Annotated in this window: 24 protein-coding genes and 1 riboswitch; of the genes, 16 read left to right on the forward strand and 8 right to left on the reverse strand. The window is 58.9% G+C overall.

Going from position 1 to position 25,186, the window contains the following annotated elements; all coding sequences use genetic code 11:
- Nucleotides 1–26: 26 nt before the first annotated feature.
- Nucleotides 27–680, reverse strand: coding sequence for a 3,4-dihydroxy-2-butanone-4-phosphate synthase (gene ribB / locus G7090_RS19970; RefSeq protein WP_166184049.1), 654 nt, complete (start codon nt 678–680; stop codon nt 27–29).
- Nucleotides 681–784: 104 nt separating this feature from the next.
- Nucleotides 785–935, reverse strand: a riboswitch (FMN riboswitch).
- Between the two features lie 120 nt (nt 936–1,055).
- Here ribB and G7090_RS19975 point away from each other — a divergent pair.
- Entirely contained in the window at nt 1,056–1,352 is a 297-nt protein-coding gene (locus G7090_RS19975) for an accessory factor UbiK family protein (protein ID WP_106995846.1), read from the forward strand.
- A 42-nt stretch (nt 1,353–1,394) separates the two neighbouring features.
- On the opposite strand, the gene hldE is transcribed toward G7090_RS19975, so the two are convergent.
- The 3 genes from hldE to G7090_RS19990 are packed head-to-tail and all read right to left on the reverse strand — an operon-like array spanning nt 1,395 to nt 7,047.
- Nucleotides 1,395–2,828, reverse strand: a complete 1,434-nt coding sequence (gene hldE / locus G7090_RS19980) for a bifunctional D-glycero-beta-D-manno-heptose-7-phosphate kinase/D-glycero-beta-D-manno-heptose 1-phosphate adenylyltransferase HldE (RefSeq protein WP_106995847.1) — start codon at nt 2,826–2,828, stop codon at nt 1,395–1,397.
- Between the two features lie 40 nt (nt 2,829–2,868).
- Nucleotides 2,869–5,727, reverse strand: coding sequence for a bifunctional [glutamate--ammonia ligase]-adenylyl-L-tyrosine phosphorylase/[glutamate--ammonia-ligase] adenylyltransferase (gene glnE, locus G7090_RS19985; RefSeq protein WP_166184051.1), 2,859 nt, complete (start codon nt 5,725–5,727; stop codon nt 2,869–2,871).
- An 18-nt stretch (nt 5,728–5,745) separates the two neighbouring features.
- Nucleotides 5,746–7,047, reverse strand: a complete 1,302-nt coding sequence (locus G7090_RS19990) for an inorganic triphosphatase (protein WP_166184054.1) — start codon at nt 7,045–7,047, stop codon at nt 5,746–5,748.
- A gap of 238 nt (nt 7,048–7,285) precedes the next feature.
- Between G7090_RS19990 and G7090_RS19995 the strand changes: the two genes are divergently transcribed.
- Nucleotides 7,286–7,906 (forward strand): TIGR04211 family SH3 domain-containing protein, encoded by a 621-nt coding sequence (locus G7090_RS19995; RefSeq protein WP_106995850.1) that lies wholly within the window; start codon nt 7,286–7,288, stop codon nt 7,904–7,906.
- Nucleotides 7,907–7,967: 61 nt separating this feature from the next.
- Nucleotides 7,968–9,209: a multifunctional CCA addition/repair protein gene (locus tag G7090_RS20000; protein ID WP_166184056.1), complete on the forward strand. Its 1,242-nt coding sequence runs from the start codon at nt 7,968–7,970 to the stop codon at nt 9,207–9,209.
- A gap of 13 nt (nt 9,210–9,222) precedes the next feature.
- Here the strand turns inward: G7090_RS20000 and bacA are convergent, their stop codons facing one another.
- A complete protein-coding gene (gene bacA / locus G7090_RS20005; RefSeq protein WP_166184058.1) occupies nt 9,223–10,041 on the reverse strand; it encodes an undecaprenyl-diphosphate phosphatase in 819 nt (272 codons plus the stop codon).
- A gap of 106 nt (nt 10,042–10,147) precedes the next feature.
- A complete protein-coding gene (folB, locus tag G7090_RS20010; RefSeq protein WP_106995853.1) occupies nt 10,148–10,516 on the reverse strand; it encodes a bifunctional dihydroneopterin aldolase/7,8-dihydroneopterin epimerase in 369 nt (122 codons plus the stop codon).
- 107 nt (nt 10,517–10,623) lie between these two features.
- Here folB and plsY point away from each other — a divergent pair, with 107 nt between their 5' ends.
- The 10 genes from plsY to ureG all read left to right on the forward strand — a co-directional run bounded on the left by plsY (nt 10,624) and on the right by ureG (nt 18,803).
- Complete coding sequence (gene plsY / locus G7090_RS20015; protein WP_166184060.1) at nt 10,624–11,238, forward strand: glycerol-3-phosphate 1-O-acyltransferase PlsY; 615 nt, start codon at nt 10,624–10,626, stop codon at nt 11,236–11,238.
- A 109-nt stretch (nt 11,239–11,347) separates the two neighbouring features.
- Nucleotides 11,348–12,814 carry an MFS transporter gene (locus tag G7090_RS20020; protein WP_166184063.1) on the forward strand — a complete coding sequence of 489 codons (1,467 nt, stop codon included), beginning with the start codon at nt 11,348–11,350 and terminating at the stop codon, nt 12,812–12,814.
- A gap of 522 nt (nt 12,815–13,336) precedes the next feature.
- Nucleotides 13,337–14,149: an urease accessory protein UreD gene (locus G7090_RS20025; RefSeq protein WP_371811844.1), complete on the forward strand. Its 813-nt coding sequence runs from the start codon at nt 13,337–13,339 to the stop codon at nt 14,147–14,149.
- Between the two features lie 10 nt (nt 14,150–14,159).
- Nucleotides 14,160–14,462 carry an urease subunit gamma gene (locus G7090_RS20030; RefSeq protein ID WP_103822891.1) on the forward strand — a complete coding sequence of 101 codons (303 nt, stop codon included), beginning with the start codon at nt 14,160–14,162 and terminating at the stop codon, nt 14,460–14,462.
- A gap of 9 nt (nt 14,463–14,471) precedes the next feature.
- Nucleotides 14,472–14,786 carry an urease subunit beta gene (locus G7090_RS20035; RefSeq protein ID WP_166184067.1) on the forward strand — a complete coding sequence of 105 codons (315 nt, stop codon included), beginning with the start codon at nt 14,472–14,474 and terminating at the stop codon, nt 14,784–14,786.
- Nucleotides 14,779–16,482, forward strand: a complete 1,704-nt coding sequence (gene ureC, locus G7090_RS20040; RefSeq protein WP_166184070.1) for an urease subunit alpha — start codon at nt 14,779–14,781, stop codon at nt 16,480–16,482. Before G7090_RS20035 ends, ureC begins: the two co-directional genes overlap by 8 nt.
- Nucleotides 16,483–16,491: 9 nt before the next feature.
- Nucleotides 16,492–16,956, forward strand: coding sequence for an urease accessory protein UreE (ureE, locus tag G7090_RS20045; protein WP_166184072.1), 465 nt, complete (start codon nt 16,492–16,494; stop codon nt 16,954–16,956).
- A gap of 9 nt (nt 16,957–16,965) precedes the next feature.
- Nucleotides 16,966–17,505 (forward strand): HupE/UreJ family protein, encoded by a 540-nt coding sequence (locus G7090_RS20050; protein WP_166184074.1) that lies wholly within the window; start codon nt 16,966–16,968, stop codon nt 17,503–17,505.
- Nucleotides 17,505–18,176 carry an urease accessory protein UreF gene (locus G7090_RS20055; protein ID WP_166184076.1) on the forward strand — a complete coding sequence of 224 codons (672 nt, stop codon included), beginning with the start codon at nt 17,505–17,507 and terminating at the stop codon, nt 18,174–18,176. The genes G7090_RS20050 and G7090_RS20055 overlap by 1 nt, the downstream gene beginning before the upstream one ends.
- 9 nt (nt 18,177–18,185) lie before the next feature.
- Entirely contained in the window at nt 18,186–18,803 is a 618-nt protein-coding gene (gene ureG / locus G7090_RS20060) for an urease accessory protein UreG (protein ID WP_166184079.1), read from the forward strand.
- A gap of 31 nt (nt 18,804–18,834) precedes the next feature.
- Here the strand turns inward: ureG and G7090_RS20065 are convergent, their stop codons facing one another.
- The gene (locus G7090_RS20065; RefSeq protein WP_166184081.1) at nt 18,835–20,784 is read right to left on the reverse strand and encodes a S8 family serine peptidase; all 1,950 of its coding nucleotides are present in this window, start codon (nt 20,782–20,784) and stop codon (nt 18,835–18,837) included.
- Nucleotides 20,785–21,047: 263 nt separating this feature from the next.
- Here G7090_RS20065 and G7090_RS20070 point away from each other — a divergent pair, with 263 nt between their 5' ends.
- Nucleotides 21,048–21,695 carry a response regulator transcription factor gene (locus G7090_RS20070; protein ID WP_106995864.1) on the forward strand — a complete coding sequence of 216 codons (648 nt, stop codon included), beginning with the start codon at nt 21,048–21,050 and terminating at the stop codon, nt 21,693–21,695.
- Between the two features lie 17 nt (nt 21,696–21,712).
- On the opposite strand, the gene tsaD is transcribed toward G7090_RS20070, so the two are convergent.
- A complete protein-coding gene (tsaD, locus tag G7090_RS20075) occupies nt 21,713–22,726 on the reverse strand; it encodes a tRNA (adenosine(37)-N6)-threonylcarbamoyltransferase complex transferase subunit TsaD (RefSeq protein ID WP_106995865.1) in 1,014 nt (337 codons plus the stop codon).
- Between the two features lie 236 nt (nt 22,727–22,962).
- Between tsaD and rpsU the strand changes: the two genes are divergently transcribed.
- Both rpsU and dnaG read left to right on the forward strand, forming a co-directional pair.
- Nucleotides 22,963–23,178: a 30S ribosomal protein S21 gene (gene rpsU, locus G7090_RS20080; RefSeq protein ID WP_001144069.1), complete on the forward strand. Its 216-nt coding sequence runs from the start codon at nt 22,963–22,965 to the stop codon at nt 23,176–23,178.
- 236 nt (nt 23,179–23,414) lie between these two features.
- The gene (gene dnaG / locus G7090_RS20085) at nt 23,415–25,160 is read left to right on the forward strand and encodes a DNA primase (RefSeq protein WP_106995866.1); all 1,746 of its coding nucleotides are present in this window, start codon (nt 23,415–23,417) and stop codon (nt 25,158–25,160) included.
- Nucleotides 25,161–25,186: the final 26 nt, after the last annotated feature.

Consider the following 25,186-nt stretch of genomic DNA (forward strand, 5'->3'; position numbering starts at 1 on the left):
TCCCGGCGTTTTTTATTGATGCGTTATCAGCTGGCTTTGCGCTCGTGCGCCTGGCGATACGCCACCAGATCTTCGATAGTGACTACCGCCATGTTGTGCTTAGCGGCAAATTCGATGCACTCCGGCGCGCGCGCCATCGAGCCATCATCATTGGTCAGTTCACAGAGCACACCGGCAGGCTTGAAGCCGGCCAGCGTCACCAGGTCGATGGTCGCTTCGGTGTGGCCGCCGCGGGTCAGGACGCCGCCCGGCTGCGCGCGCAGCGGGAATACGTGGCCCGGACGGTTCAGGTCAGAAGGTTTTGCGCCATCGGCAATGGCTGCGCGCACGGTGGTTACACGGTCAGCAGCAGACACGCCGGTGGTCACACCGCTGGCCGCTTCGATGGTCACGGTAAAACCGGTCCCGTAGGCGCTGGTGTTGTTCTCTACCATCATCGGCAGATCCAGCTGCTTACGATGATCTTCGGTGATACACAGGCAAACGATGCCGCTGCCGTGACGGATGGTCAGTGCCATCTGCTCAACGGTCATGGTTTCGGCGGCGAAAATCATATCGCCTTCATTTTCACGATCTTCATCGTCAAGCACCATCACGCCGCGACCTTCGCGAAGCGCAGCAAGCGCCTGTTCTACACGGTCAGCAGAGGTGCCAAAAGAGGAAAGGAGCGTCTGATTCATGGTAAAAAAACCTCATTAAAATTATGGTTACCAGAATCAGGGCAGTCTTAGGAGCGCCGTCGTGCGGCAAAAAAATAACGTGAGCGGGCCTCGCCCGACTGGTTCGTTACTCTCTCCCATCCGGACTTTAACCGTCGGCCCCGGAATTACACCGGATCTGCTGACCTTTGAGTTTGCACCCAAAGCGCTCGCGGGCTTTCAGCATAGAGCTGATTTACCGCCGGTGGGGAATTTCGCCCCGCCCTGAGAATAAGCGGGATAACTATAACGCTAATGATTATGTTCGGCAACGCATAAGCTTCACACAAATCTGGTTTAAGGATCGCAGTTACGCGCTACAATGGTCGTTAACACCTTTTCTTCAAGGGAACTACCATGATCGACCCAAAAAAAATTGAACAACTTGCCCGCCAGGTCCATGAATCTATGCCGAAAGGCGTGCGTGAATTCGGTGATGACGTTGAGAAGAAGATCCGCCAGGTGCTGCAGTCGCAGCTGATGCGTCTGGATCTGGTCAGCCGTGAAGAATTTGACGTACAGACGCAGGTGCTGCTGCGTACCCGCGAGAAAATCGCCCTGCTGGAGCAGCGTCTGACCGAGCTGGAAAACCGCAACGTCGTTGATGAAGTAAAACCGGCGCCGGCGATCCCACCGGTAGATAACGTGGAATAATGCCACCACCCTGCAAAAAAAACGGGCCTTGCGGCCCGTTTTTTATTTCTCACTGTCTTTCTGGATCTTCTTAATGATGTTGGTGGTTGAACACCCGTCCTCAAAGTTGAGTACCATCACTTCCCCGCCGTTGGCCCACACCTCTTCGCTACCCGCGATCTGTTCAGGCTTGTAGTCACCGCCTTTGACCAGCAGATCCGGCAGGATCCCGGCAATCAGGCGCTGCGGCGTGTCTTCTTCGAACGAGACCACCCAGTCCACCGCTTCCAGCGCGCCGAGTACGATCATGCGCTGCTCAAGCGGGTTCACCGGCCGGGTCTCGCCTTTCAGGCGTTTGGTGGAGGCATCGCTGTTAACCGCCACAATCAGACGGTCGCCCAGCTTGCGCGCGTTCGCCAGATAGGAGACATGACCCGCGTGCAGAATGTCGAACACGCCGTTGGTCATCACCACTTTCTCGCCACGCTTACGGGCGGCGGCAACCGCCACTTTCAGCTCATCTTCGCTCATCACGCCAAAACCGGTATCGGCACGACCGCGCACCGCGTTTTCCAGTTCGATTGGCGAAACGGTAGAGGTCCCCAGTTTACCCACTACCACGCCCGCGGCGGCATTGGCAAAGTAGCAGGCCTCTTCCAGCGTATTACCTGCGGCAAGCGTTGCCGCCAGCACGCCAATAACCGTATCACCGGCACCGGTGACGTCATACACTTCCTGCGCCTGGGTTGGCATATGCAGCGGCGCTTTGCCCGGCTGCAGCAGGGTCATCCCCTGCTCGGAGCGGGTCACCAGCAGCGCGGAGAAGTCGAAGTCGGCGATGATCTTCATGCCGCGCTCAACGATCTCCTCTTCGGTTTTGCATTTACCCGCTACCGCTTCGAACTCAGACAGGTTCGGCGTAAGCAGCGTCGCCCCGCGATAGCGTTCGAAATCGGTACCTTTCGGATCGATCAGCACCGGCACACCGGCATCGCGCGCCAGGGTAATCATCTGCTGCACGCTGGCCAGCGCCCCTTTGGCGTAGTCAGAGAGCACCAGCGCGCCGATATTGCCCAGCGCCTGGTTGATGCGCTCGTGCAGCGGCTCCGGATCCACGCCTTCAAAGCCCTCTTCGAAGTCGAGGCGGATCAGCTGCTGGTTGCGCGACAGCACGCGCAGCTTGGTGATGGTCGGGTGCGTCGGAACAGAAACGAAGTCACATTTGACGTTCACGTCCGCCAGGGTCTTGCTCAGCGCACGCGCCGCGTCGTCGATACCGGTCAGCCCCACCAGACGCGAATGCGCGCCGAGGGAAGCAATATTCATCGCCACGTTTGCCGCGCCGCCAGGACGCTCTTCTATGGTATCCACCTTCACCACCGGGACCGGGGCTTCCGGGGAAATGCGGCTGGTTGGCCCATACCAGTAGCGATCCAGCATCACATCGCCAACCACCATAACTCCAGCACGTTCAAACTCTGGCAGTGTTACTTTCATTCCTGACTCCAGAAAGATTCACAATTTGCGCGCGATAATATCACACTTGTTTTGTTACGCACGGTTCCACCAGCCACTTCTGCCAGCAGGCCCGCACCAGCTCTCGCTCGGGGTTAAAACAGTCGAGCGGCAGATGGCCCGGCTGCTCCTGCAGGGCCAGGTGGTGCAACTCATCGCGCAGCGTGGTGTAGGCGCGAGTCAGTGCCAGCGCCTCGTGCTCGTCCATAATGTCGTTTTGCGCCAGCAGCTCCAGAATGCGCACGTTATCCGACCAGCGGGTGAGCTTCGGCTTGCTGTGCGCGTCCCGCAGCACCAGATACTGGGTAATAAATTCAATGTCGGTGATACCGCCTTCATCGGCTTTGATATCAAAGCGATCCTTGTGCTTATTACCCAGATGAGCGCGCATCTTCTCGCGCATCTCGCGCACTTCAGTTTGCAGCGTCGGGCCCTCGCGCGTGGCGGTGAGCACGTCGCGACGAATGGTATCGAACTGCGCGTTCAGCTGCGGATCGCCATACACCACCCGGGCACGCACCAGGGCCTGATGCTCCCAGGTCCAGGCTTCGTTCTTCTGGTAGTCGGCGAAGGCGTCGGTAGAGGTGACCAGCATGCCCGCCGCCCCGGACGGGCGCAGGCGGGCATCCACTTCATACAGAATGCCGGACGAGGTCCGGGTGCTGAACAGGTGCATGATGCGCTGGGCGAGGCGCAGGTAGAACTGACGACCGTCGATCTCCCGCTCGCCGTCGGTCATCACATCTACCGGGCAGTCATGCAGGAAAATCAGATCCAGATCGGAGCTGTAGCCCAGCTCCCAGCCGCCCAGCTTGCCGTAGCCCACCACCGCAAAGCCGCGCCCTTCGCGATCGGCCAGGTGCTTCGGCTGGCCGTAACGGGCCACCATCTGCACCCACGCCTGATGGACCACCGCATCAATAATCGCTTCCGCCAGCCAGGTTAAGTGATCGCTCACTTTCATCACCGGCAGGGTTCCGGAGATATCTGCCGCCGCCACGCGCAGCAGCTGCGCCTGCTTAAACTGACGCAGCGCCTCCAGCTGTTGCTCTTCGTCCTCTTCCGGTACGCGCAGCAGGTACTGGCGCAGCTCGTCGCGATAGGCATCGGTCGCCGTCGGCTGGTAAAGGGTGTTGGGATCGAGCAGCTCGTCCAGCAGCAGCGGATAGCGCGCCAGCTTGCTGGCAATCATCGGCGAGGCGGCGCAGAGGGAGATCAGGTGCTTCAGCGCCCCGGGGAACTCGCTGAGCAACTCCAGATAGGTGGTACGGGTGATGATCCCGCTCAGCAGCGGGGTCAGGCGCGACAGGGGTACCGGCGCATCGGCGCGGGAGCAGACGTCGCTGAGCAGATGCGGCATCAGGTGATCCAGCACCTGGCGGCCGCGCGGGCCGATGGCACGCTTGTTCAGTTCAAGGCGGAAATCGGCAATCAGCGCCACAACCCGATGGCGATCGTCATCGCTGAGGTGGGTCAGCACCGGAGTAGTGTCGTCCTCCTGCAATGCATCCTGCCACAGCTCGCGCCAGTGCTCGGACAGCTCATCATCCTGGGATTCGCTCTCATCGTCGCCGATCAGATCGTTAAAAATGCGCCGCACCGCCGCCATGTGCGCATCCAGCGCGTCGGTCAGCGCCTGCCAGTCGTCAACGCGCATCCCCCAGGCGAGACGGGCGCGATTGAGCTCATCCCCCGGCAGGGTCTGGGTTTGTTCGTCATTGATGCTCTGGAGCAGGTTTTCCAGTCGCCGTAAAAAGAGGTAGGCCTCGCGCAGGATCCGGTCATCGCCTTCCGGCAACAGGTTCAACTGAGCGATGGCGGCCAGGGTGGGCAGCAAAGAACGGGACTGCAGCGAGGGCTCGCGCCCGCCGCGGATCAGCTGGAACACCTGGACGATAAACTCAATCTCGCGAATGCCGCCCGCCCCCAGCTTGATGTTGTCTTTCAGGCCGCGACGACGCACTTCCCGGGCAATCATCCCTTTCATGTTACGCAGCGACTGAATAACGCTGAAATCAATGTAGCGACGGAACACGAACGGGCGCAGCATGGCGCGCAGCTCGTTGGCATACGCATCGCCGGTATCGCCCATGATCCGCGCCTTCACCATCGCGTAGCGTTCCCAGTCGCGGCCCTGCTCCTGGTAGTAATCTTCCAGTGCAGCATAGCTCAGCACCAGCGGGCCGCTGTCGCCAAACGGGCGCAGGCGCATGTCCACGCGATAGACAAAGCCATCCTGAGTAGGTTGATCGAGGGCCTTAATCAGCCGCTGCCCCAGCCGGGTAAAGAACTGGGCGTTATCCAGCTCGCGACGTCCGCCGCGGGTGGCACCCTTCTCCGGCCAGGCGAAGATCAGATCGATATCCGAGGAAAAGTTAAGTTCGCCCCCGCCCAGTTTGCCCATGCCCAGAATCATCAGCGGCTGCGGGGTACCCTCCTCGCTGCACGGCGTGCCCCACTCGCGGCAGCAAGCGTCGTACAGCCAGTCCCGGGCGGCAACGATCAGCGTCTCCGCAAGGTGACTTAACTGCTGCAACGTGCTCTCTTCACTCACCAGCATCAGCGCCTGCGCCCAGGCGATGCGCACCATCACCCGACGGCGGAACTGGCGCAGCACGCGCATCAGCGCGGGTTCATCGCTGATATCCACCAGCGCGTCCTGTAACCACTGCGCGTAGTGCTGCCACTCGTCCGCCTGGGGTGGCGAGGCTTCAAGCTCTGCCAGCCAGTCAGGATGGGCGGTGACGCTCTCCTGCACAAAATCGCTGAAGGTCAGTACCTGCCGGGCCTGCTCGCTTAATGACGAGGCGGATAATGCTTCCGGCAGACGTTCACATACCGTCTGCCACTGCTGCTGTAAGGGTGAAGAAAGCGGCATCATGGGGGTTCCTTGCCTGCGTTAACGTTTTCCGCTGTGCAGCCAGAATGGCTCCTGCGAAATGGCTTCGTTGCGGAAATGCTCAATTTCAATGTGCTGGCGGGTCTTAATGGCATACAGCAGCCCTTGCCAGTTCTCCAGCCATGCGCGGGCGACCGGCCCGTCATAGGCCCCTGCCAGCAGCAGGATGCTGTCGATATTGCGCGCCAGCCGGATCAGCTGATCGCCATACTGATCGCCCAGCGGATGACCGAAAATGGTTTTCAGTTCAGCGGCGTGGCGGGAGAGGTGGATATCGGCAAAACGCTTAAAGGAGTCGTCGATTTTGGCCTGCGCCTTCGCATCGAGGAAGGTGCGCCAGCCGCGATTGATCAGGAACTCGGTCAGGGTCAGTTTCGCCGTCGCGGTTTGCGGGCTGTAGATCGCCGTCTCAGCAGAGACCTCAGAGGCCATCAGGGCTTCAACCTGGGTCAGCAGATCACGTAAGTGAGCGCTAGCTTTACGCGGCACAATGCCACCGAACAGCGTCAGGCTGTGACGCACCAGCGCCATCGCCGCCTGCACCTCGGCTTTCGCCCCCTTCACGCCGCGGACCCACAGCTCCTCGTGGTATTGCCACTGGCTCAGCGCCAGCTCCAGCGAGGCTTCAAAGCCCTGCTCGACAGAGGATTTTGGCGCAACGCGCAGAATCTCGGTCGGCTTCAGAACACGCGGAGCATTGCCCTGGGCCAGATGATAGCCGCGGGCGGCTTTGCTCAGGCTGCCCTGGCGCAGGCCGCTCAGCGTCACCAGCTTGCGGGCCAGCTTCAGCACGTCATAGGCGTGGCCTTCCAGCAGCTCCAGCTCCAGCTCGCAGATCGGCTCCTGGAACTCACCGGCTTTCACTTCTCCCAGGTCGAGGGCGATTTCGATCCGGCTTTTACCTTCGTTCACCAGCCACTTCTCGCGCCAGAAATCGGTGCTGAACAGCGGGTTAACGCGCTCCGCCAAATCGTCAGGGAGTTGGCCTTCCGGCCACACTTCCGCCGGGAAACGCGCCAGCTCCAGCTCAGGCTGGCTGATATCGATGTTGTATTCCGGGCGCTGATGCAGGCCGCCGACAACGCGGCCGCCGATTTTCATGGTCATCTCGTAGCGTCCGTCCACGCCACGGATACGCAGACCCCGGTCATGACGGCGCAGCCACAGGTCCTGGGTTTCGTAATAGATGTTGAGCAGTTGCACCGGAGCGTGATGCTCGCCGGTCAGCTGATGCAGATGAGTTCGCAGCGCATCGACGCTGCCGTTTTCAACGATAAACTTTAATTCGATTTCCTGAGCCATGGCCTTGTTCTTTTGATTGCAATATCGTGGGGTAAATTACGGCGAACTTACTCGCCACTTTTTTGTCAGTAGATAGTATTTTGCGCCAGATTGCCACGCAATGGGCAATTTGACGGGCGTAAAGTTTGCTACAGTGGCCAACAGAGCACAGAGGATTCCGAATGCTGACGAATCCTTTGAGCCTGAAGTCTGTTTCCACTAATATCGTTCCACTTTTCATGAAAATAACGACTGCCTGATGCCTAAATTACGCCTGATCGGACTGACATTACTTGCTTTAAGCGCCGCGACCGTGGTCCACGCAGAAGAGAAGCGCTACGTTTCTGACGAACTGAACACCTGGGTACGCAGTGGTCCGGGTGACAATTATCGCCTCGTGGGTACGATTAATGCCGGCGAGGAAGTGGTGCTGTTGCAGAGCAACGCGGAATCCAACTACGGCCAGGTGCGCGACAGCAGCGGCCGTACCGCCTGGATCCCCCTGAAAGAGCTTAGCACCGACCCGAGCCTGCGCACCCGCGTGCCGGATCTGGAAAACCAGGTCAAAACCCTGACTGACAAGCTGACCAATATCGACGCCACCTGGAACCAGCGCACCGCTGAAATGCAGCAGAAAGTGGCTCAGAGCGACGGGGTGATCAACGGTCTCAAAGATGAGAACCAGAAGCTGAAGAACGAGCTGATCGTCGCCCAGAAAAAGGTGAGCGCGGCCAACCTGCAGCTGGATGACAAACAGCGCACCATCATCATGCAATGGTTTATGTATGGCGGTGGCGTGCTGGGGATGGGTCTGCTGCTGGGTCTGGTGCTGCCACATCTGGTGCCGAGCCGTAAACGTAAAGACCGTTGGATGAACTAAGTCGCCATCTCTGCCACACTTACGTATTATTTTGCCAATATTTGATACGGGAGAGTGTGGCGTGAAGATTTATCTGGTCGGTGGTGCGGTTCGTGATGCGTTGTTAGGTCTGCCGGTCAAAGATAAAGACTGGGTGGTGGTGGGAGCCACCCCTCAGGCAATGCTCGACGCGGGTTACCAGCAGGTAGGCCGCGATTTCCCTGTGTTTCTGCACCCGCAAAGCCGCCAGGAGTACGCTCTGGCGCGTACCGAACGTAAATCCGGCGTCGGCTATACCGGGTTTACCTGCCATGCCGACCCTGACGTTACCCTCGAAGAGGATTTGCAGCGTCGGGATCTGACCATCAATGCCCTCGCGCAGGATGAAAACGGCCATATCATCGATGCCTACGGCGGTCAACAGGATCTGCAAAACCGCATCCTGCGCCATGTTTCCCCGGCCTTCTCTGAAGATCCGCTCCGCGTACTGCGCGTGGCGCGCTTTGCAGCGCGCTATGCCCATCTGAGCTTCCGTATCGCCGACGAAACCATGGCACTGATGACGGCGATGACCGACGCGGGCGAGCTGGAACACCTCACCCCGGAGCGCGTGTGGAAAGAGACGGAGAATGCGCTCACCACCCGTAATCCGCAGGTTTACTTCCAGGTGCTGCGCGACTGCGGAGCGCTCAAAGTGCTGTTCCCGGAACTGGACGCGCTGTTTGGCGTGCCAGCCCCGGCGAAGTGGCACCCGGAAATTGATACCGGCATCCACACCCTGATGACCCTGAGCATGGCGGCGATGCTCAGCCCGGAGGTGGACGTGCGCTTCGCCACCCTCTGCCACGATCTCGGCAAAGGCTTAACGCCACCCGAACTCTGGCCACGTCATCACGGCCACGGCCCGGCGGGGGTCAGACTGGTTGAACGGGTTTGCCAGCGCATGCGGGTGCCGAACGAGATCCGCGATCTGGCGAAGCTGGTCGCCGAGTTCCATGACCTGATCCACACCTTCCCGATCCTCAAACCGGCCACCATCGTGAAGTTGTTCGACAGCATTGACGCCTGGCGCAAGCCGCAGCGCGTGGAGCAGATCGCCCTGACCAGCGAAGCCGACGTGCGCGGGCGCACCGGGTTTGAAGCCAACGACTATCCGCAGGGGCGACTGTTGCGTGAAGCCTGGGAGGTGGCGAAAGCCGTGCCGACGCAAGCGGTGATCGAGGCCGGATTTAAAGGGCCAGAGATTCGGGAAGAGTTAACAAAACGACGGATTCAGGCAGTAGCGGACTGGAAGGAACAGCGTTGCCCTCAGCCGAAAGACTGAGGGCAGTGAGTCATCAGAAGAAGACCACGTAAACCGCGGCCGCCACGATAAAGCGATAGATGGCGAACGGGATAAACGAGATCCGCTTGATCAGCTGCAGGAAGGTTTTAATGGCGATCAGCGCCACGATAAACGCAGTGATAAAGCCCACGGCAAACATCGGGATGTCGGCCGCCGTCAGGAAGTGGTAGCTCTTATAGAGATCGAGCGCGGTCGCCCCCATCATCATCGGCACCGCCAGCAGGAACGAGAACTCCGAGGCCGCATAGCGGCTCACGCCCACCAGCATCCCGCCGGAAATGGTCGCTCCGGAACGGGAGAAGCCCGGCCACAGTGCCAGACACTGGAAGCAGCCAATCATAAACGCCTGGCGGTAGGTCATATCATCCAGACCCGGCGCGCGTGGCTCTTTTGGCTTGAACAGCTCGGCGGCAATCAGCAGGAAACCACCCACCACCAGCGCGTACATCACGTTAATCGGGTTGAACAGCGATTTGATGGTGTCGTGCAACACCAGCCCCAGCACCACCGCCGGGATCATCCCAAGCAGAATGTGCAGCAGCGTTAAGCGCCCTTTGCCGGTGCCTTCATGGGGCGGGTGGCCAAAGTGAATGCCAATCAGCCCGAACAGACGGCGCCAGAACATCACCACCACTGCCAGAATGGATCCTAACTGGATCACCACCTCAAAGGTTTTCGCCGTTTCGCCTTCGAAGCCCAGCAGATGGCCAACAATAATCATATGGCCCGTACTGGAAACCGGCAGAAACTCTGTCAATCCTTCGACCACACCCAGTATTGCTGCCACCAGCAGGGAGTGCATATCGCTCATCAATAAACCCCTAAAAAGACAGAAAAAAACGGGTTACCCAGGGGGTAACCGCAGAATGAACAGCTGTAAGACTGATTTAACAGGAATTGGTTTAACGATGATACCGTTAAATATTTCCTTTCAGATTTTGGCTACGCTCAATGATAACGCCCACATTGGCCGCCCGCGCCACCGCGCCCGGCTTGCTGACTTTGATGCGCACCCACGGGGAATTAAAGCGGCTGAGCAGCAGTTCCGCCACCTCTTCCGCCACGCGTTCCACCAGCGCAAAACGCTGCCCTTCCACGTGGCTGATGACCGTTTCGCTGACGTCGGCATAGCTCAGACAGTCGTTCACATCATCGCTTTTCGCGGCGGCGACGTTATCCCAGCCCATTTCGATATCGAACACTAACTTCTGTTCGATGGTCTGTTCCCAGTCATACACCCCGATAGTGGTGATTACCGAAAGTTGCTCTATAAATACTATATCCATCACGACCTGCCTGGTTTTTGGCTAAACCGGATACCACTCCCGGCGAATTATGCGTATTATCCACAGATGCTAAGTACAAAACGATATTTTCAAAACGGAACAGCGTTATGAGTGCAATCGCGCCTGGAATGATCCTCCTTGCTTACCTTTGCGGCTCAATTTCCAGCGCCATTCTGGTCTGCCGTATCGCCGGGTTACCTGACCCACGCGAGAGTGGTTCCGGGAATCCGGGGGCGACCAATGTACTACGAATTGGCGGCAAAGGAGCAGCCGTAGCGGTTCTGATTTTTGACGTCCTGAAAGGCATGCTTCCCGTCTGGGGCGCGTATGCGCTGGGCGTTACGCCATTCTGGCTGGGGCTGATTGCTATCGCCGCCTGTCTGGGCCACATCTGGCCGGTATTCTTCGGTTTCAAAGGCGGTAAAGGCGTGGCCACCGCATTTGGTGCCATCGCCCCTATTGGCTGGGATCTCACCGGCGTGATGGCCGGCACCTGGCTGCTCAGCGTATTGCTCAGCGGTTACTCCTCCCTTGGCGCCATCGTCAGCGCGCTGATTGCCCCGTTTTACGTCTGGTGGTTCAAACCCCAGTTCACCTTCCCGGTGTCGATGCTCTCCTGCCTGATCCTGTTGCGTCATCATGACAACATCCAGCGCCTGTGGCGTCATCAGGAGACTAAAATCTGGTCGAAGCTGAAGAGAAAGAAGAAAGAGCCTCAGTAGCGCCCTTTCGCCTTCACCCCTTAGTTATGCCTTATAACCAAATGTGATTTAGATCGTTTTCTTGCTGTGAGTACTCTTTTTGTTCGTACAGCCAACACAACATAAGAAAATGACAGAGATCGCAGATCCAACCTCACTTGCAACGGCAGGAAACACTCCCGACGGGGAGATCAAATGGGTCCGCAACGCGGCGGACGTCACCCAACTGGTAAACGAAGGCTCACAGGGCCGGGCCAATGCGCGTATCGTCATCGGGATCGCCCTTGGCGGTATCTTTCTCGATGCCTACGACCTGGGTGCGCTGGCGTTCGGCATCAAAGACATTACCCGCGAGTTCAACCTCACCCCCGCAGGCACCGGCATGGTGGCCTCAGCCATCACCTTCGGTGCGATTGTCGGGGCGCTGATTGGCGGCTACCTGACGGATAAAATCGGGCGCTACCGGGTCTTTATGGCCGACATGGTGTTCTTCGTGGTCGCGGCCATCGCCTGTGCCTTTGCCCCGAACGAGTACGTGCTGGCCGGGGCGCGCTTTGTGATGGGTCTGGGCGTGGGGATCGATCTCCCCGTGGCGATGGCCTTCTTAAGCGAGTTCGCGAAGCTGAAAGGCCCCGGCAACAAAGCCGCCAGCGTCGCCATGTGGTGCCCTACCTGGTATGCCGCGATCAGCATTTCGTATCTGCTGGTGCTCTTCTTCTATAGCGTATTGCCAGAGACGCACAGCGACTGGCTGTGGCGAATTATCCTCGGCTTTGGGGCGATCCCCGCGCTGGTGATCATTGCCATCCGCAGTCGGTATATGAGCGAATCCCCGGTTTGGGCAGCGAATCAGGGCAACCTGAAAGAGGCGGCAGCGATCCTGCGCAAGGCGTATAACATTAATGCCCACGTGCCGCAGGAGGCGCTCGATCAGCCCGCCCCGGTGGTGAACAAAGCCAGCTGGGGTAACTACCTGAATCTGTTCCGCGGGGTTTATCTGCGCCGCACTACCCTGGCCACGCTGCTGTCGATTTTCTCGTCCTTCGCCTATAACGCGGTGGCCTTTGGCCTGCCGGTGATTATCTCCAGCTTCTTTGTGCAGTCGATGCTGACCACCATACTCATTTCGCTGGCCCTGAACCTGCTGTTCGCCTTTGTCGGCGGTCTGCTGGCGGTGCGGCTGGTGCCGCGTTTTGGCGCATGGCGGATGTCACTGGGAGGTTATACCTGCCAGCTGATTGCCCTGCTGGTGCTGGCGATTATCGGTCGTCCGGAAGGCGCCGCAGAGGGGGTTACGGCGGTGGCGATGCTGGCTCTGTTCCTCTTTGGCCAGGGCTTTGGGCCGGGGGCGCATACGATGACCTTTGCCTCGCTCAGCTACCCGACCTCGCTGCGCGGTGTGGGTGTGGGGCTGAACCAGACGCTGATGCGCAGCAGCTCGACGCTGTCGCTGTTTATGTTCCCGCTGCTGGTGGCCTCGATGGATACGGCTGTTTTCTGGGTGATTGCCCTGGCGCCGTTGATTGGGTTGGTTTCGCTGCTGGCGATCCGCTGGGAACCGTCCGGGTATGATATTGATGCGGAGGATTACCGGTAAGGTATTACCTGTCTGGTAAGGCATTATGTAGCAGGAGTGGAATAGTTCCGTTCACCTCATGTCCAGCAGAATATGAAATGAACGGAACCTGTGAACGTGATAAGGGGGCCACCGCGGCCCCCTTATCAATCCCCGCGGCCCCGCGACGAAATCGGTGCTTCGCACTACGCTCACCTCCCGACCTGACGCCTGCGGTCGGCTCAACTCGACATCCTGTCTCGATTCGCCTCTGGCCGCCATCCCTGGCGTCCAGCCCTTGTCATCCGGTCTCCGGTTCGCCGATTTCAGCGGGGACTCAACACCCGTGCCATATTCAGGCGACGGAGAAGCCGGGTGGCGGCTGCGCCTTACCCGGCCTACAAACCCACAACATGCACGACCTGTAGGCCCGGCAAGCGCAGCGCCGCCGGGCAATGCCGCCTCCCATCCATAAGTGACTCATATGACAGCCTTCATTTCCGCCAGGGCATACTAAAAAAATCCCGACGGCGAGCAGATGGATGAAGCATGTCAGCACCTCAGATGGTTGATAAAACAGTAAAAGGCTGGCAGGCATCGCTTGCTTTGCAGTTTTGTCACACCCCTGAAAAAACCCTCCTTCACTCTGCTCGTCATGTCGGCCCCCTTACCGTACAACGCCCGTTCTATCCCGAAGATGACACCTGCCACCTCTATCTGCTGCACCCGCCGGGCGGGATTGTTGGCGGGGATGAACTGACAATCGACGTCCATCTTGAGGCCCGCAGCCACGCGCTGATCACCATGCCCGGTGCCAGCAAGTTCTACCGCAGCAACGGCGCGCTGGCGCGGCTGGATCAGCACTTCACCCTGGACGAGCACGCCACGCTGGAGTGGCTACCCCAGGACACCATTTTCTTCCCCGGCGCGAATGCCGCCCTGCGCTCGGTGTTTCATCTGCAGCGCAGCAGCACGCTACTGGCTTGGGAGCTGTTCTGCTTAGGCCGGCCGGTGATCGGCGAGATCTTCAGCCCCGGGCAGATCGAAAGCCGCCTTGAGGTCTGGATCGACGGCGAACCGCTGCTGATCGAACGCCAGCATCTGGCCGACGGCGATCTGACCCCCGTGGCAGAACACCCGTGGATCGGCACCCTGCTGTTTTACCCGGCCAGCGAAACGCAGCTGGAGGAGGCCCGCGAGGCCCTGGCACCGCTGGAGCATTTCGCCGGGGCGACCCTCACCGACGGCCTGCTGTCGGTGCGTTTTCTGGCCCATGACAACCTGATTTGCCAGCAGGCGATGCGCGAGATCTGGCAGCGCCTGCGCCCGCAGCTCACCGCCAAAGCCCCCTGCTCGCCCCGTATCTGGCACACCTGAGAGACGCACGATGGAACTGACCCCCAGAGAAAAAGACAAGCTGTTGCTGTTTACCGCCGCGCTGGTGGCCGAGCGCCGTCTCGCCCGCGGCGTGAAGCTCAATTACCCGGAATCGGTGGCCCTGATCAGCGCCTTCATTATGGAAGGGGCACGCGACGGGCAGACGGTGGCGGAGCTGATGGAAGCCGGCCGCCACGTCCTGACCCGCAGCCAGGTGATGGAGGGCGTGCCGGAGATGATCCCGGACATTCAGGTGGAGGCCACCTTCCCGGACGGCTCCAAGCTGGTCACCGTTCACAATCCGATCCTGTAAGGGGGCAGCATGATCCCAGGCGAATACCAGATTAAACCCGGCCAGATCGCGATCAACGCAGGCCGTAACACCCTGAGCGTGATCGTCGAGAACCACGGCGACAGGCCGATCCAGGTCGGATCCCATTACCATTTTTACGAGGTGAACCCGGCCCTGAAGTTCGATCGTGAGCCCACCAGAGGCTACCGGCTGAACATCGCCGCCGGTACCGCCGTGCGTTTCGAGCCCGGACAAAAGCGGGCCGTAACGCTGGTGCAGGTGGCGGGCGCTCAGCGTATTGTCGGCTTTCGCGGCGAGGTGATGGGCGAGGTGAACTATGGCTGAGATCTCACGCCAGGCCTATGCCGACATGTTTGGCCCCACCACCGGGGATAAAGTCCGGCTGGCCGATACCGAGCTGTGGATCGAGGTGGAACAGGATCTGACGATCTACGGTGAAGAGGTCAAATTCGGCGGCGGGAAGGTGATCCGCGACGGCATGGGTCAGGGGCAGATGACGGCGCAGGATTGCGTCGATCTGGTGCTCACCAACGCCCTGATCGTCGATCATTGGGGGATCGTTAAGGCCGATATCGGCGTGAAGGATGGCCGGATCGTCGCCGTCGGTAAAGCCGGTAACCCGGACATTCAGCCCGGCGTCACTATCCCAATTGGCGCGGCCACCGAGGTGATCGCTGCCGAAGGGAAGATCGTTACCGCGGGCGGGGTCGATACCCACATCCACTGGATCTGCCCCCAGCAGGCCGAAGAGGCGCTGGTCTCTGGCGTCACCACCATGATCGGCGGCGGAACCGGCCCTGCCGCTGGCACCAATGCCACCACCTGCACGCCGGGGCCGTGGTATATCGCGCGGATGCTGCAGGCCGCCGACACCCTGCCGGTCAATATTGGCCTGCTGGGCAAAGGCAACGCCTCCAACCCGGATACCCTGCGCGAGCAGGTTGCCGCCGGGGCGATTGGCCTGAAAATTCATGAGGACTGGGGGTCAACGCCCGCAGCCATCGACTGCTCCCTGACGGTGGCGGATGAGATGGATATCCAGGTGGCGCTGCACAGCGACACCCTCAACGAGGCCGGGTTTGTCGAAGACACGCTGGCGGCCATCGCCGGGCGCACCATCCACACCTTCCACACCGAAGGGGCGGGCGGCGGCCATGCGCCGGATATCATCACCGCCTGCGCGCACTCTAACATTCTACCCTCCTCCACCAACCCGACCCTGCCCTACACGGTCAATACCATCGACGAACATCTCGACATGCTGATGGTCTGCCACCATCTCGACCCGGATATTGCCGAGGACGTCGCCTTTGCCGAATCGCGCATTCGCCGGGAGACCATCGCCGCCGAAGACGTGCTGCATGACATCGGGGCCTTCTCCCTCACCTCGTCGGATTCGCAGGCGATGGGCCGGGTTGGAGAGGTAATTATCCGCACCTGGCAGGTGGCGCACCGGATGAAAGTGCAGCGCGGCCCGCTGGCGGACGAATCGGGCGAGAACGATAACCTGCGGGTGAAGCGCTATATCGCCAAATACACCATCAACCCGGCCCTGACCCACGGCATCGCCCACGAAGTTGGGTCGATTGAGGCCGGCAAGCTGGCGGATCTGGTGGTCTGGTCCCCCGCCTTCTTTGGCGTGAAGCCAGCCACCATCGTCAAAGGCGGGATGATCGCCTGCGCGCCGATGGGCGACATTAACGCCTCGATCCCTACCCCGCAGCCGGTGCACTACCGCCCGATGTTTGGGTCGCTGGGTGCCGCCCGCCACGCTACCCGGCTGACGTTTCTCTCGCAGGCCGCCGCCGATAACGGTATTGCGCAACAGTTGAACCTGCAGAGTGCCACGGCGGTGGTCAAAGGCTGCCGGACGGTGAAAAAGGCCGACATGATCCACAACGCCCTGCAACCGAACATTACCGTCGATGCGCAAACTTATGAGGTGCGCATTGACGGGGAACTGATCACCAGTGAGCCGGCAGAGGTCCTGCCGATGGCACAACGCTATTTTCTGTTCTGAGGAGAAATCATGATCACCTTAACTCAACGCCTCGACCATCCCCATCCCGTGACTGCCCGGGTGACGCTGCCGATTGATGTCCGGGTCAAGAGCCGCGCCCGCGTGGCGCTGGACGACGGGCGCGATGCAGGCCTGATATTGCCGCGCGGCCTGCTGCTGCGGGGTGGCGACCTGCTTATCAGCGACGACGGCCGTGAGGTGGTGGAAGTTATTGCTGCCGCTGAGCCACTGTCGGTGGTGCGCTGCGCCGATCCTTTCCTGCTGGCGCGCGCCTGCTATCACCTGGGCAACCGCCACGTGCCGCTGCAAATTCTGCCCGGCGAGCTGCGTTATCACCACGATCACGTCCTCGACGAGATGCTGCACCTGTTCGACCTCGAAGTGACGTTCGCCAGGCTGCCGTTTGAACCGGAAGCAGGTGCCTACGCCAGCGAAGGTCATTCCCATTCGCACTCTCACGCTCATTCACATTAAGGATTCATCATGCGCAAGTTGTTCCCCCTGCTGCTGCTGGCCTTCTCCCTGCCCGCGCTGGCCCATCCGGGACACGGCAGCGACAGTTTTCAGGCCGGCTTTTTCCATCCCCTGACCGGGCTGGATCATCTCCTGATGTTAACCGGCGCAGGCGTGCTCGCTGCCCTGAGCGGCCGCAAACTGCTGATGCCTTTTGCCACCCTCGGGATGATGCTGACCGGCGCGATCGCGGGCAGCCTGTTTGGCGGTTTTAGCGGGATGGAGATGCTGATTATCGCCTCGCTGGCGGTATGCGGCGTGATGATGTTCAAAACCGAAAACCGCCTGTTGCTGGCCGTCCCGGCGCTGGCGATGTTCCACGGCTGGGCGCACGGCGTCGAGATGGCAGGCCACAGCTTCTGGCTGTTCACCAGCGGCTTTATGCTCGCCAGCGCTGCGGTGCTGTGCGTCAGCTTTGCTGCCGGGTTGCTGCTGCGCCGCCACGACGGGCTGCGTAAAACCTTTGGCGGGGGGCTGATCGCCTCTGCACTGCTGGCGCTGATGAGCTGATGGACCTGTCCCGCCAGCTGCGCCTGATGCAGCTCGCCAGCAGCAGCCTGCCGGTGGGATCCTACACCTGGTCCCAGGGGCTGGAGTGGGCGGCGGAAGCGGGCTGGGTTACGACGCCCGCCGCGTTCAAAGCCTGGCAATGTCAGCAGATGGAGCAGAGCTTTTTCTGCGTCGATCTGCCGCTGTTTGCCCGCCTGTATCGCGCCTGCGAGCAGCAGGATATTGCCGCCGCCTCGCGCTGGACAGCGTACCTCCTCGCCTGCCGCGAGACCCGCGAGCTGCGGGAAGAGGAGCGCAACCGCGGGGCAGCCTTCACCCGGCTGATCAAAAGCTGGGAGACGGACTGCCCGCCCGACTGGCTGCCGCTGTTCTCGCAAAGCCAGCTGTGCGGCATGGCATGGCTCGGCGTGCGCTGGGGCATCGGCCTGCGCGAGATGGCGTTAAGCCTCGGCTACAGCTGGATTGAGAGCGCAGTGATGGCGGGCGTTAAGCTGGTGCCCTTTGGTCAGCAGGCGGCCCAGCTATTGATCATCGATCTCTGCGATCGCTTTGCCGACGGGCTGGAGCAGGCCCTTCTGCGCCGCGATGACCAGTTGGGGGCGGCCACGCCGCTCTCGGCCATCGCCTCGGCGCGTCATGAAACCCAATATTCACGGTTATTCCGTTCCTGAGGAGTCTCTATGTCTGAGTACAAACATCCCCTGCGCGTGGGCGTCGGCGGCCCGGTAGGGTCGGGCAAAACCGCCCTGCTGGAAGCACTGTGTAAAGCGATGCGCGACCAGTATCAGCTGGCGGTGGTGACCAACGATATCTACACCAAAGAGGATCAGCGCATCCTCACCGAGGCAGGCGCCCTCGAGCCGGAGCGCATTGTCGGGGTAGAAACCGGCGGCTGTCCGCACACCGCGATCCGCGAAGATGCCTCGATGAATCTGGCGGCGGTGGAAGCGCTGAGCGAGAAGTTCGGCAATCTGGATCTGATCTTTGTCGAGAGCGGTGGGGATAACCTGAGCGCCACCTTCAGCCCCGAGCTGGCGGATCTGACCATCTACGTGATCGACGTCGCCGAAGGGGAGAAGATCCCGCGCAAAGGCGGGCCGGGGATCACTAAATCCGATTTTCTGGTGATCAACAAAACCGATCTTGCGCCGTACGTGGGTGCGTCGCTGGAGGTGATGGAGCGCGACACCAACCGGATGCGCGGCGAGCGTCCCTGGACTTTCACCAACCTGAAAGTGGGCGACGGGCTGGGGACGATCATTGGCTTCCTGGAAGAGAAAGGAATGCTGAAGATATAAAAAAAGCCTGGCATCACGCCAGGCTTGCTGATTATTTACAGCTGTTGCTCGATGCGCCCTGCTGACGCCACACGCCCCAGGTGCCGCCGTTGCCCGGGGTTTCCTGGCCCGGGTTGACGTACCACTGGTTCATCCAGATTTTGCCGTCGTAAGACACTTTGGTGCATTTGGTCGGATAGGCAATCTTCGCGTTATAGGCCGGTGCATCCAGCGCCGGTGCCGCCGGTTTGCTCACTTTAATGGTCATGCTGTCCTGAGCAGTACGACCGTCCGCCCCGGTGGTGGTCAGGGTATAGGTCACTTCACCTTCGCTATTGGCCGGGATCGCCGCATAGGCATGGGCGCTGTTCAGGCTGTTAACCAGGGTGCCGTTCAGCTTCTCCTGCAGCCAGAAGGTACCGGCCCCTTTGGTCACGCTCCAGTTATACGATTTCGCATTCAGGCTCTTGCTGCCATCCAGCGGCCAGGTGCTGACGCCCGTGGCAGACGAAACCATGGTGTAATCCGCCCCGGCTACCGCCGTCGGGGCTGGCAGGGTTTCACCGCCGTTCTTCAGGGCCATGATGCGGGCAACGGCCCGCTCCATATCCGGCTGCGTCCCGATGATCGCCCCGGTGCCATTGGCGGCTGGGGTACCGGTCTCCTGCAGGATCTGGCGCATCTGCAGCGGGGTCACCGTAATACCGTGAGCTTTGGCAATCCCCGACAGGCTGGCAACCACCCCGGCGACGATTGGTGTGGACGATGAGGTTCCCCCGAAGTTATTGGTGTAGTTGGCATTGACGGTATTATTGAGGGTGCCGTAGCCGGTGGTGACGACATCGCTACAACCCCAGGAGGAGCTGGTCACTCGCTTGCCATAGGTGCTGAAGTGGGCCCGTTGCCCGGTCTTCGCACAGAAGGCCCCGGCAATAATCGCCCCGGAATCCCGCACCTGGGTATCCCATTTGCCATTGAACGCTGGCGAGTCGAGGTTGATATTGCCATTGCCCGCGGAGGTCACCACAAATACGCCTTTGTCAGTGAGCGCCTTAATGACGTTGAAATAGCTGACATCGTTTTCGATAGGGATGTAGCAGGCCGAGGTACAGGTTCCGGCCACTTCTCCGCCCCAGGTCTGCATATTTAATGAGACCACATCCCCCGCGTTTAATTGGGGGATCATGTTATAGAGGTTGGTCGATGGCCAGGCGGCATAGGCGACTTTACTCTTATAGCTCAGGCCACGCACGCCGGAGCCAATATCCCGCGCCGCCAGAATGCCGACGGAAGCGGTATTATGTTGCCGTTCGGTGCAGGTCTCTTTGTTGGGTCCCTGCAGGAAAGCAATCGGCGGTAAATTCAGATGCTTATCATTCCAGCCACAGTTTTCGGACGAGACGATTGTAATGTCTTCACCCTCATTGCCCTTATAGGAATTCACACTGTCACGGTTAACGCCACCCATATAATAGCCAGCACGTTTTTCACCAGGTGATTTTAAATAATCCTGCAGGTGGCGATAATCCGGAATGGATGAAGCGGTGAGATTCCCGTTTACCGACGACTTTAATTTCGGTTTGCTTTGGGTTGTTTCCTGCTGGGTATCATCTAACGAAACGGGAATACTTTCAGGATAAACAGATTCAACATTCTGGTTGTGTTCCAGCTCGGTAATAATTGTGTTGATGAAATTTTTGTCCTGCGCTTTACTCTCCGGCAGGGTGACACGCAAATAACGGTCAAAACCGTAACGCGTATTTAGCTCATTCAGTTCGGCAGACTTATCCGCCTGGAACATGGGGGTGAGGACCAGGGTCGGGTCGCTCAGGGTCAGCTTGCGGGCCGCAGCGGTTGTGCCCTCGGTGCCCGGTTTCAGCGTCACGATGATCGCTGCGTAAGAGATACCGTCCTGAGCCAGCTCCGCCTGAGGCAGCGTTGCAGCGTGCGCGGAACAGGTAACGGCTGCGCAAATTAACAGCGATAAAATACTTTTTTTCATTTTAGCCAACGATCCTTTATGACATTAATTAAAATCCTTCTTTTTCAGCATGAATTAAAAAAGTAAGCGGACCTATAAGAGCGCTCTTTTAAAAAATAAGAAATCTCTTGTCATTAAACGTTGGCTTAGCAGCGGCGCCATTTAAATCTGTCAAGCCCTCGCTGCGGGTAAAAATATTTATTCCTTTGCAATCCATCCGGGTACGCACAATATAAAATTACATCCTGGGCAAACTCTAATTAACGCCGCTAAAGGAAAATCCAATGACAATTAAAATGGTGATTGCGGATGAGCATACCGTGATCCGCCGGGGGATCGGCGCCATGATCGGCGATAACGCTTCTCTGGCGCTCTCATTCTGTGGCGAAGCCGCCTCAACCGTAGAGCTTCTGGCGTTGCTGGCGCGTGAAACCCCCGATATTTTGTTGCTGGGCTATACGCTGCGGGATCCGCAGAACGGCATGGAGGGGCTGGCGCTGGTGAAGTGGTTAACCCGCCACTACCCGTCGCTGCAGGTGATGATGCTCTCGCCCGATACCAACCCGCTGCTGATCCGCCTCGCACTGGAAGCAGGTGCGAAAGCCTGGCTCAGCCGTCACAGCGATGAAAAGATCCTCAGCCAGGCGTTACAGTCGGTGATCGATGGCGAAGTGTACGTCGAGCGCACCCTGATGAACGCCCTGTTTAAAGGCGGGAAAATGATGAATGAGGCGCTCTCCGTCCGGGAGACTGACGTGCTGCGTTTGATCTGTAGGGGACTGAGCCTGACGGATATCTCGCGGCGGATGCATCTGAGCATTAAAACCGTGAGCGCCCATAAAATGCGGGCGATGGACAAGCTGGGGGTGAAGAACAGCTGCCAGCTCTACTGCCTGCTAGCGAAAACCCGGATGTTTGATATCGCACTCTGACATCCGGGTCACTTTCATCAGGCGGCAGGCAGTTCTGCCAGCGGCCAGCGCGGACGGACGGAGACGCTGAGATCCGCCGTGGCACCCGGCTTCATACGCACCATCCCGGCATAGGCGATCATCGCCCCGTTATCGGTACAGAATTCCGGACGGGCGTAGAACACCTCACCGCGACGCTTTTGCATCATTTCCGCCAGCTTCGCACGCAGGGTACGGTTGGCGCTGACGCCACCCGCCATCACCAGACGCTTAAAGCCAGTCTGATCCAGAGCGCGCTTGCACTTGATCATCAGCGTATCCACCACCGCGTCTTCAAAAGCACGGGCGATATCAGCGCGGGTCTGATCGTCATCTTCATTATTACGGATGGTATTCGCCGCGAAGGTTTTCAGCCCCGAGAAGCTGAAATCCAGACCCGGACGATCCGTCATCGGACGCGGGAAGACAAAGCGCCCTTCCGTGCCCTGGGATGCCATTTTCGACAGCATCGGGCCGCCTGGGTAATCGAGACCCAGCAGCTTGGCGGTTTTATCGAAAGCTTCACCCGCCGCATCGTCAATGGACTCACCCAGCAGTTCGTATTCACCAATACCGGTGACGCTGATCAACTGGGTGTGGCCGCCGGAAACCAGCAGCGCCACAAACGGAAACTCCGGTGGATTATCTTCCAGCATCGGCGCCAGCAGGTGCCCTTCCATATGGTGAACCGGGATTGCCGGGACATCCCACGCGAACGCCAGCGAACGACCAATAGTCGCGCCCACCAGCAGCGCGCCCACCAGCCCTGGACCGGCCGTGTAGGCTACGGCGTCGATATCTTTTGCCGTTAAGCCCGCCTCTTTCAGCGCCGCCTGAATCAGTGGCACCGTTTTACGCACATGATCGCGGGAGGCCAGCTCCGGCACCACGCCGCCGTAGTCAGCATGTAATTTCACCTGACTATACAGTTGGTTGGCGATCAGCCCTTTTTCATCGTCGTAGATCGCGATGCCGGTTTCATCGCAGGATGTTTCAATACCCAGTACACGCATGACTTGTTTTACCTCACTCAGATACCGCGCAGTGTAGAGCCTGGGCGGGTTGATGTAAAACTTTCCTCACCCCTGGAGTTCTCTTCGTGTATACTCCTCACCCTTATAAAAGTCCCTTTCAAAAACGGCCGCGGTGCTTTACAAAGCAGCAGCAATTGCAGTAAAATTCCGCACCATTTTGAAATAAGCTGGCGTTGATGCCAGCGGCAAACCGAATTTATAAAGGTGAGAGTTACATGCCGGTAATTAAAGTACGTGAAAACGAGCCGTTCGACGTAGCACTGCGTCGCTTCAAGCGTTCATGCGAGAAAGCAGGTGTTCTGGCTGAAGTTCGTCGTCGTGAGTTCTATGAAAAACCAACGACCGAACGTAAGCGCGCTAAAGCTTCTGCTGTGAAACGTCACGCGAAGAAACTGGCTCGCGAAAACGCACGCCGTACTCGTCTGTACTAATCTTTTGAGGACGCACGTCCTCAATTGTCAGACAGAGTAATAGTCGTAAGGCCGTGCTTCCGGAAGGAATGCGCGGCTTGTTTTCGTTTATGAATCAGGACTTACACAAAATCATTCACACTGTATCAAGGCGGCAAGTGAGTGAATCCCCGGAGCTTACTTAAGTAAGTGACAGGGGTGAACGAGCGCAGCCAACGCAGAGACAGTTTGAAGGATGAAGTGTAATCGCGGGGCCTATGGCTGGACGAATTCCACGTGTATTTATTAATGATCTGCTGGCAAGAACCGACATCGTCGATCTCATCGACGCGCGGGTAAAGCTGAAGAAGCAGGGCAAGAACTACCACGCGTGCTGTCCATTCCATAACGAGAAAACCCCCTCTTTCACCGTTAACGGTGAAAAACAGTTCTACCACTGCTTCGGCTGTGGCGCGCACGGCAACGCCGTCGACTTTTTGATGAACTACGACAAGCTCGAGTTCGTTGAAACCGTCGAAGAGCTGGCAGCCATGCACAACCTTGAAGTGCCTTATGAAGCAGGCAGTGGCCCCAGCCAGATAGAGCGTCATCAACGACAAACGCTGTATCAGCTGATGGACGGCCTGAACGCATTTTACCAACAGTCTCTTAAGCAACCTGCCGCTGAGCCTGCGCGTCACTATTTGAATCAGCGCGGACTGAGCGACGATGTTATTGCGCGTTTCGCTATTGGTTACGCCCCTCCCGGTTGGGATAACGTGTTAAAGCGTTTTGGCGGCAATAGCGAAGATCGTAAATCCCTCATCGACGCGGGCATGCTGGTCACGAATGACAAGGGACGCAGCTATGACCGCTTCCGCGAGCGGGTGATGTTCCCCATTCGCGACAAGCGTGGCCGGGTAATTGGTTTTGGTGGACGCGTGCTGGGCGATGCCCTGCCGAAATACCTTAACTCCCCGGAAACGGACATTTTCCATAAGGGCCGCCAGCTGTATGGCCTGTATGAAGCCCAGCAGGATAACGCTGAACCGCAGCGCCTGTTGGTGGTCGAAGGCTATATGGATGTGGTGGCGCTGGCGCAGTTCGACATTAATTATGCCGTTGCGTCTCTGGGCACCTCCACGACCGCCGACCATATTCAGCTGCTGTTTCGGGTGACCAACACCGTGGTTTGCTGTTACGACGGCGACCGTGCCGGACGCGAAGCCGCCTGGCGCGCGCTGGAAACAGCGCTGCCGTATATGACCGACGGGCGTCAGTTACGCTTTATGTTTCTGCCCGACGGCGAAGACCCGGATACGCTGGTGCGTAAAGAGGGCAAAGCGGCATTTGAAGCGCGGATGGAGCAGGCTCAGCCGCTCTCCACGTTTCTGTTTAACAGCCTGATGCCGCAGGTCGATTTGAGTACCCCGGATGGCCGCGCCCAGCTGAGCACGCTGGCGTTACCGCTGATTACTCAGGTGCCTGGCGAAACGTTGCGCATCTATCTGCGTCAGGAGTTGGGTAAGAAACTCGGCATTCTGGATGACAGTCAGCTTGAACGTTTAATGCCAAAGCTGGCGGATAGCGGAGCGGCTCGCCCGGCGCCACAGCTAAAACGCACAACCATGCGTATACTGATAGGACTGCTGGTGCAAAATCCGGAACTGGCGCCGAAAGTGCCCTCTCTGGAAGGTTTGAACCACGAAAAGCTGCCGGGACTTGGCTTATTTGCAGAACTGGTCAACACTTGTCTCTCACAGCCAGGTCTGACCACAGGGCAACTTTTAGAGCACTATCGCGGAACAAAAGCGTCCGCCACCCTTGAAAAACTGTCGATGTGGGACGATATAGCAGATAAAGATATCGCTGAAGAGACCTTCACCGACTCGCTCAACCATATGTTTGATTCGATGCTTGAACTGCGCCAGGAAGAGTTGATAGCTCGCGAGCGCACACACGGTTTAAGCAGCGAAGAACGCCGGGAGCTCTGGATGATTAACCAGGAACTGGCGAAGAAATAAAAGAATTTAACGGCTTAAGTGCCGAA

It is taken from the genome of Leclercia sp. 29361 (assembly GCF_011290365.1).
GTDB lineage: Bacteria > Pseudomonadota > Gammaproteobacteria > Enterobacterales > Enterobacteriaceae > Enterobacter > Enterobacter tamurae.

What these genes read in the sequence shown, in the direction of transcription:
- ureG (WP_166184079.1), top strand. Translation starts at nt 18,186, where the DNA reads ATGTCTGAGTACAAACATCCCCTGCGCGTGGGCGTCGGCGGCCCGGTA.
- ureE (WP_166184072.1), top strand. Translation starts at nt 16,492, where the DNA reads ATGATCACCTTAACTCAACGCCTCGACCATCCCCATCCCGTGACTGCC.
- G7090_RS19990 (WP_166184054.1), bottom strand. Translation starts at nt 7,047, where the DNA reads ATGGCTCAGGAAATCGAATTAAAGTTTATCGTTGAAAACGGCAGCGTC.
- G7090_RS20070 (WP_106995864.1), top strand. Translation starts at nt 21,048, where the DNA reads ATGACAATTAAAATGGTGATTGCGGATGAGCATACCGTGATCCGCCGG.
- G7090_RS20065 (WP_166184081.1), bottom strand. Translation starts at nt 20,784, where the DNA reads ATGAAAAAAAGTATTTTATCGCTGTTAATTTGCGCAGCCGTTACCTGT.
- G7090_RS20035 (WP_166184067.1), top strand. Translation starts at nt 14,472, where the DNA reads ATGATCCCAGGCGAATACCAGATTAAACCCGGCCAGATCGCGATCAAC.
- bacA (WP_166184058.1), bottom strand. Translation starts at nt 10,041, where the DNA reads ATGAGCGATATGCACTCCCTGCTGGTGGCAGCAATACTGGGTGTGGTC.
- glnE (WP_166184051.1), bottom strand. Translation starts at nt 5,727, where the DNA reads ATGATGCCGCTTTCTTCACCCTTACAGCAGCAGTGGCAGACGGTATGT.
- ribB (WP_166184049.1), bottom strand. Translation starts at nt 680, where the DNA reads ATGAATCAGACGCTCCTTTCCTCTTTTGGCACCTCTGCTGACCGTGTA.
- ureC (WP_166184070.1), top strand. Translation starts at nt 14,779, where the DNA reads ATGGCTGAGATCTCACGCCAGGCCTATGCCGACATGTTTGGCCCCACC.
- G7090_RS19975 (WP_106995846.1), top strand. Translation starts at nt 1,056, where the DNA reads ATGATCGACCCAAAAAAAATTGAACAACTTGCCCGCCAGGTCCATGAA.
- G7090_RS20025 (WP_371811844.1), top strand. Translation starts at nt 13,337, where the DNA reads ATGGTTGATAAAACAGTAAAAGGCTGGCAGGCATCGCTTGCTTTGCAG.
- hldE (WP_106995847.1), bottom strand. Translation starts at nt 2,828, where the DNA reads ATGAAAGTAACACTGCCAGAGTTTGAACGTGCTGGAGTTATGGTGGTT.
- plsY (WP_166184060.1), top strand. Translation starts at nt 10,624, where the DNA reads ATGAGTGCAATCGCGCCTGGAATGATCCTCCTTGCTTACCTTTGCGGC.
- G7090_RS20030 (WP_103822891.1), top strand. Translation starts at nt 14,160, where the DNA reads ATGGAACTGACCCCCAGAGAAAAAGACAAGCTGTTGCTGTTTACCGCC.
- dnaG (WP_106995866.1), top strand. Translation starts at nt 23,415, where the DNA reads ATGGCTGGACGAATTCCACGTGTATTTATTAATGATCTGCTGGCAAGA.
- folB (WP_106995853.1), bottom strand. Translation starts at nt 10,516, where the DNA reads ATGGATATAGTATTTATAGAGCAACTTTCGGTAATCACCACTATCGGG.
- tsaD (WP_106995865.1), bottom strand. Translation starts at nt 22,726, where the DNA reads ATGCGTGTACTGGGTATTGAAACATCCTGCGATGAAACCGGCATCGCG.
- G7090_RS20050 (WP_166184074.1), top strand. Translation starts at nt 16,966, where the DNA reads ATGCGCAAGTTGTTCCCCCTGCTGCTGCTGGCCTTCTCCCTGCCCGCG.
- G7090_RS20020 (WP_166184063.1), top strand. Translation starts at nt 11,348, where the DNA reads ATGACAGAGATCGCAGATCCAACCTCACTTGCAACGGCAGGAAACACT.
- rpsU (WP_001144069.1), top strand. Translation starts at nt 22,963, where the DNA reads ATGCCGGTAATTAAAGTACGTGAAAACGAGCCGTTCGACGTAGCACTG.
- G7090_RS19995 (WP_106995850.1), top strand. Translation starts at nt 7,286, where the DNA reads ATGCCTAAATTACGCCTGATCGGACTGACATTACTTGCTTTAAGCGCC.
- G7090_RS20055 (WP_166184076.1), top strand. Translation starts at nt 17,505, where the DNA reads ATGGACCTGTCCCGCCAGCTGCGCCTGATGCAGCTCGCCAGCAGCAGC.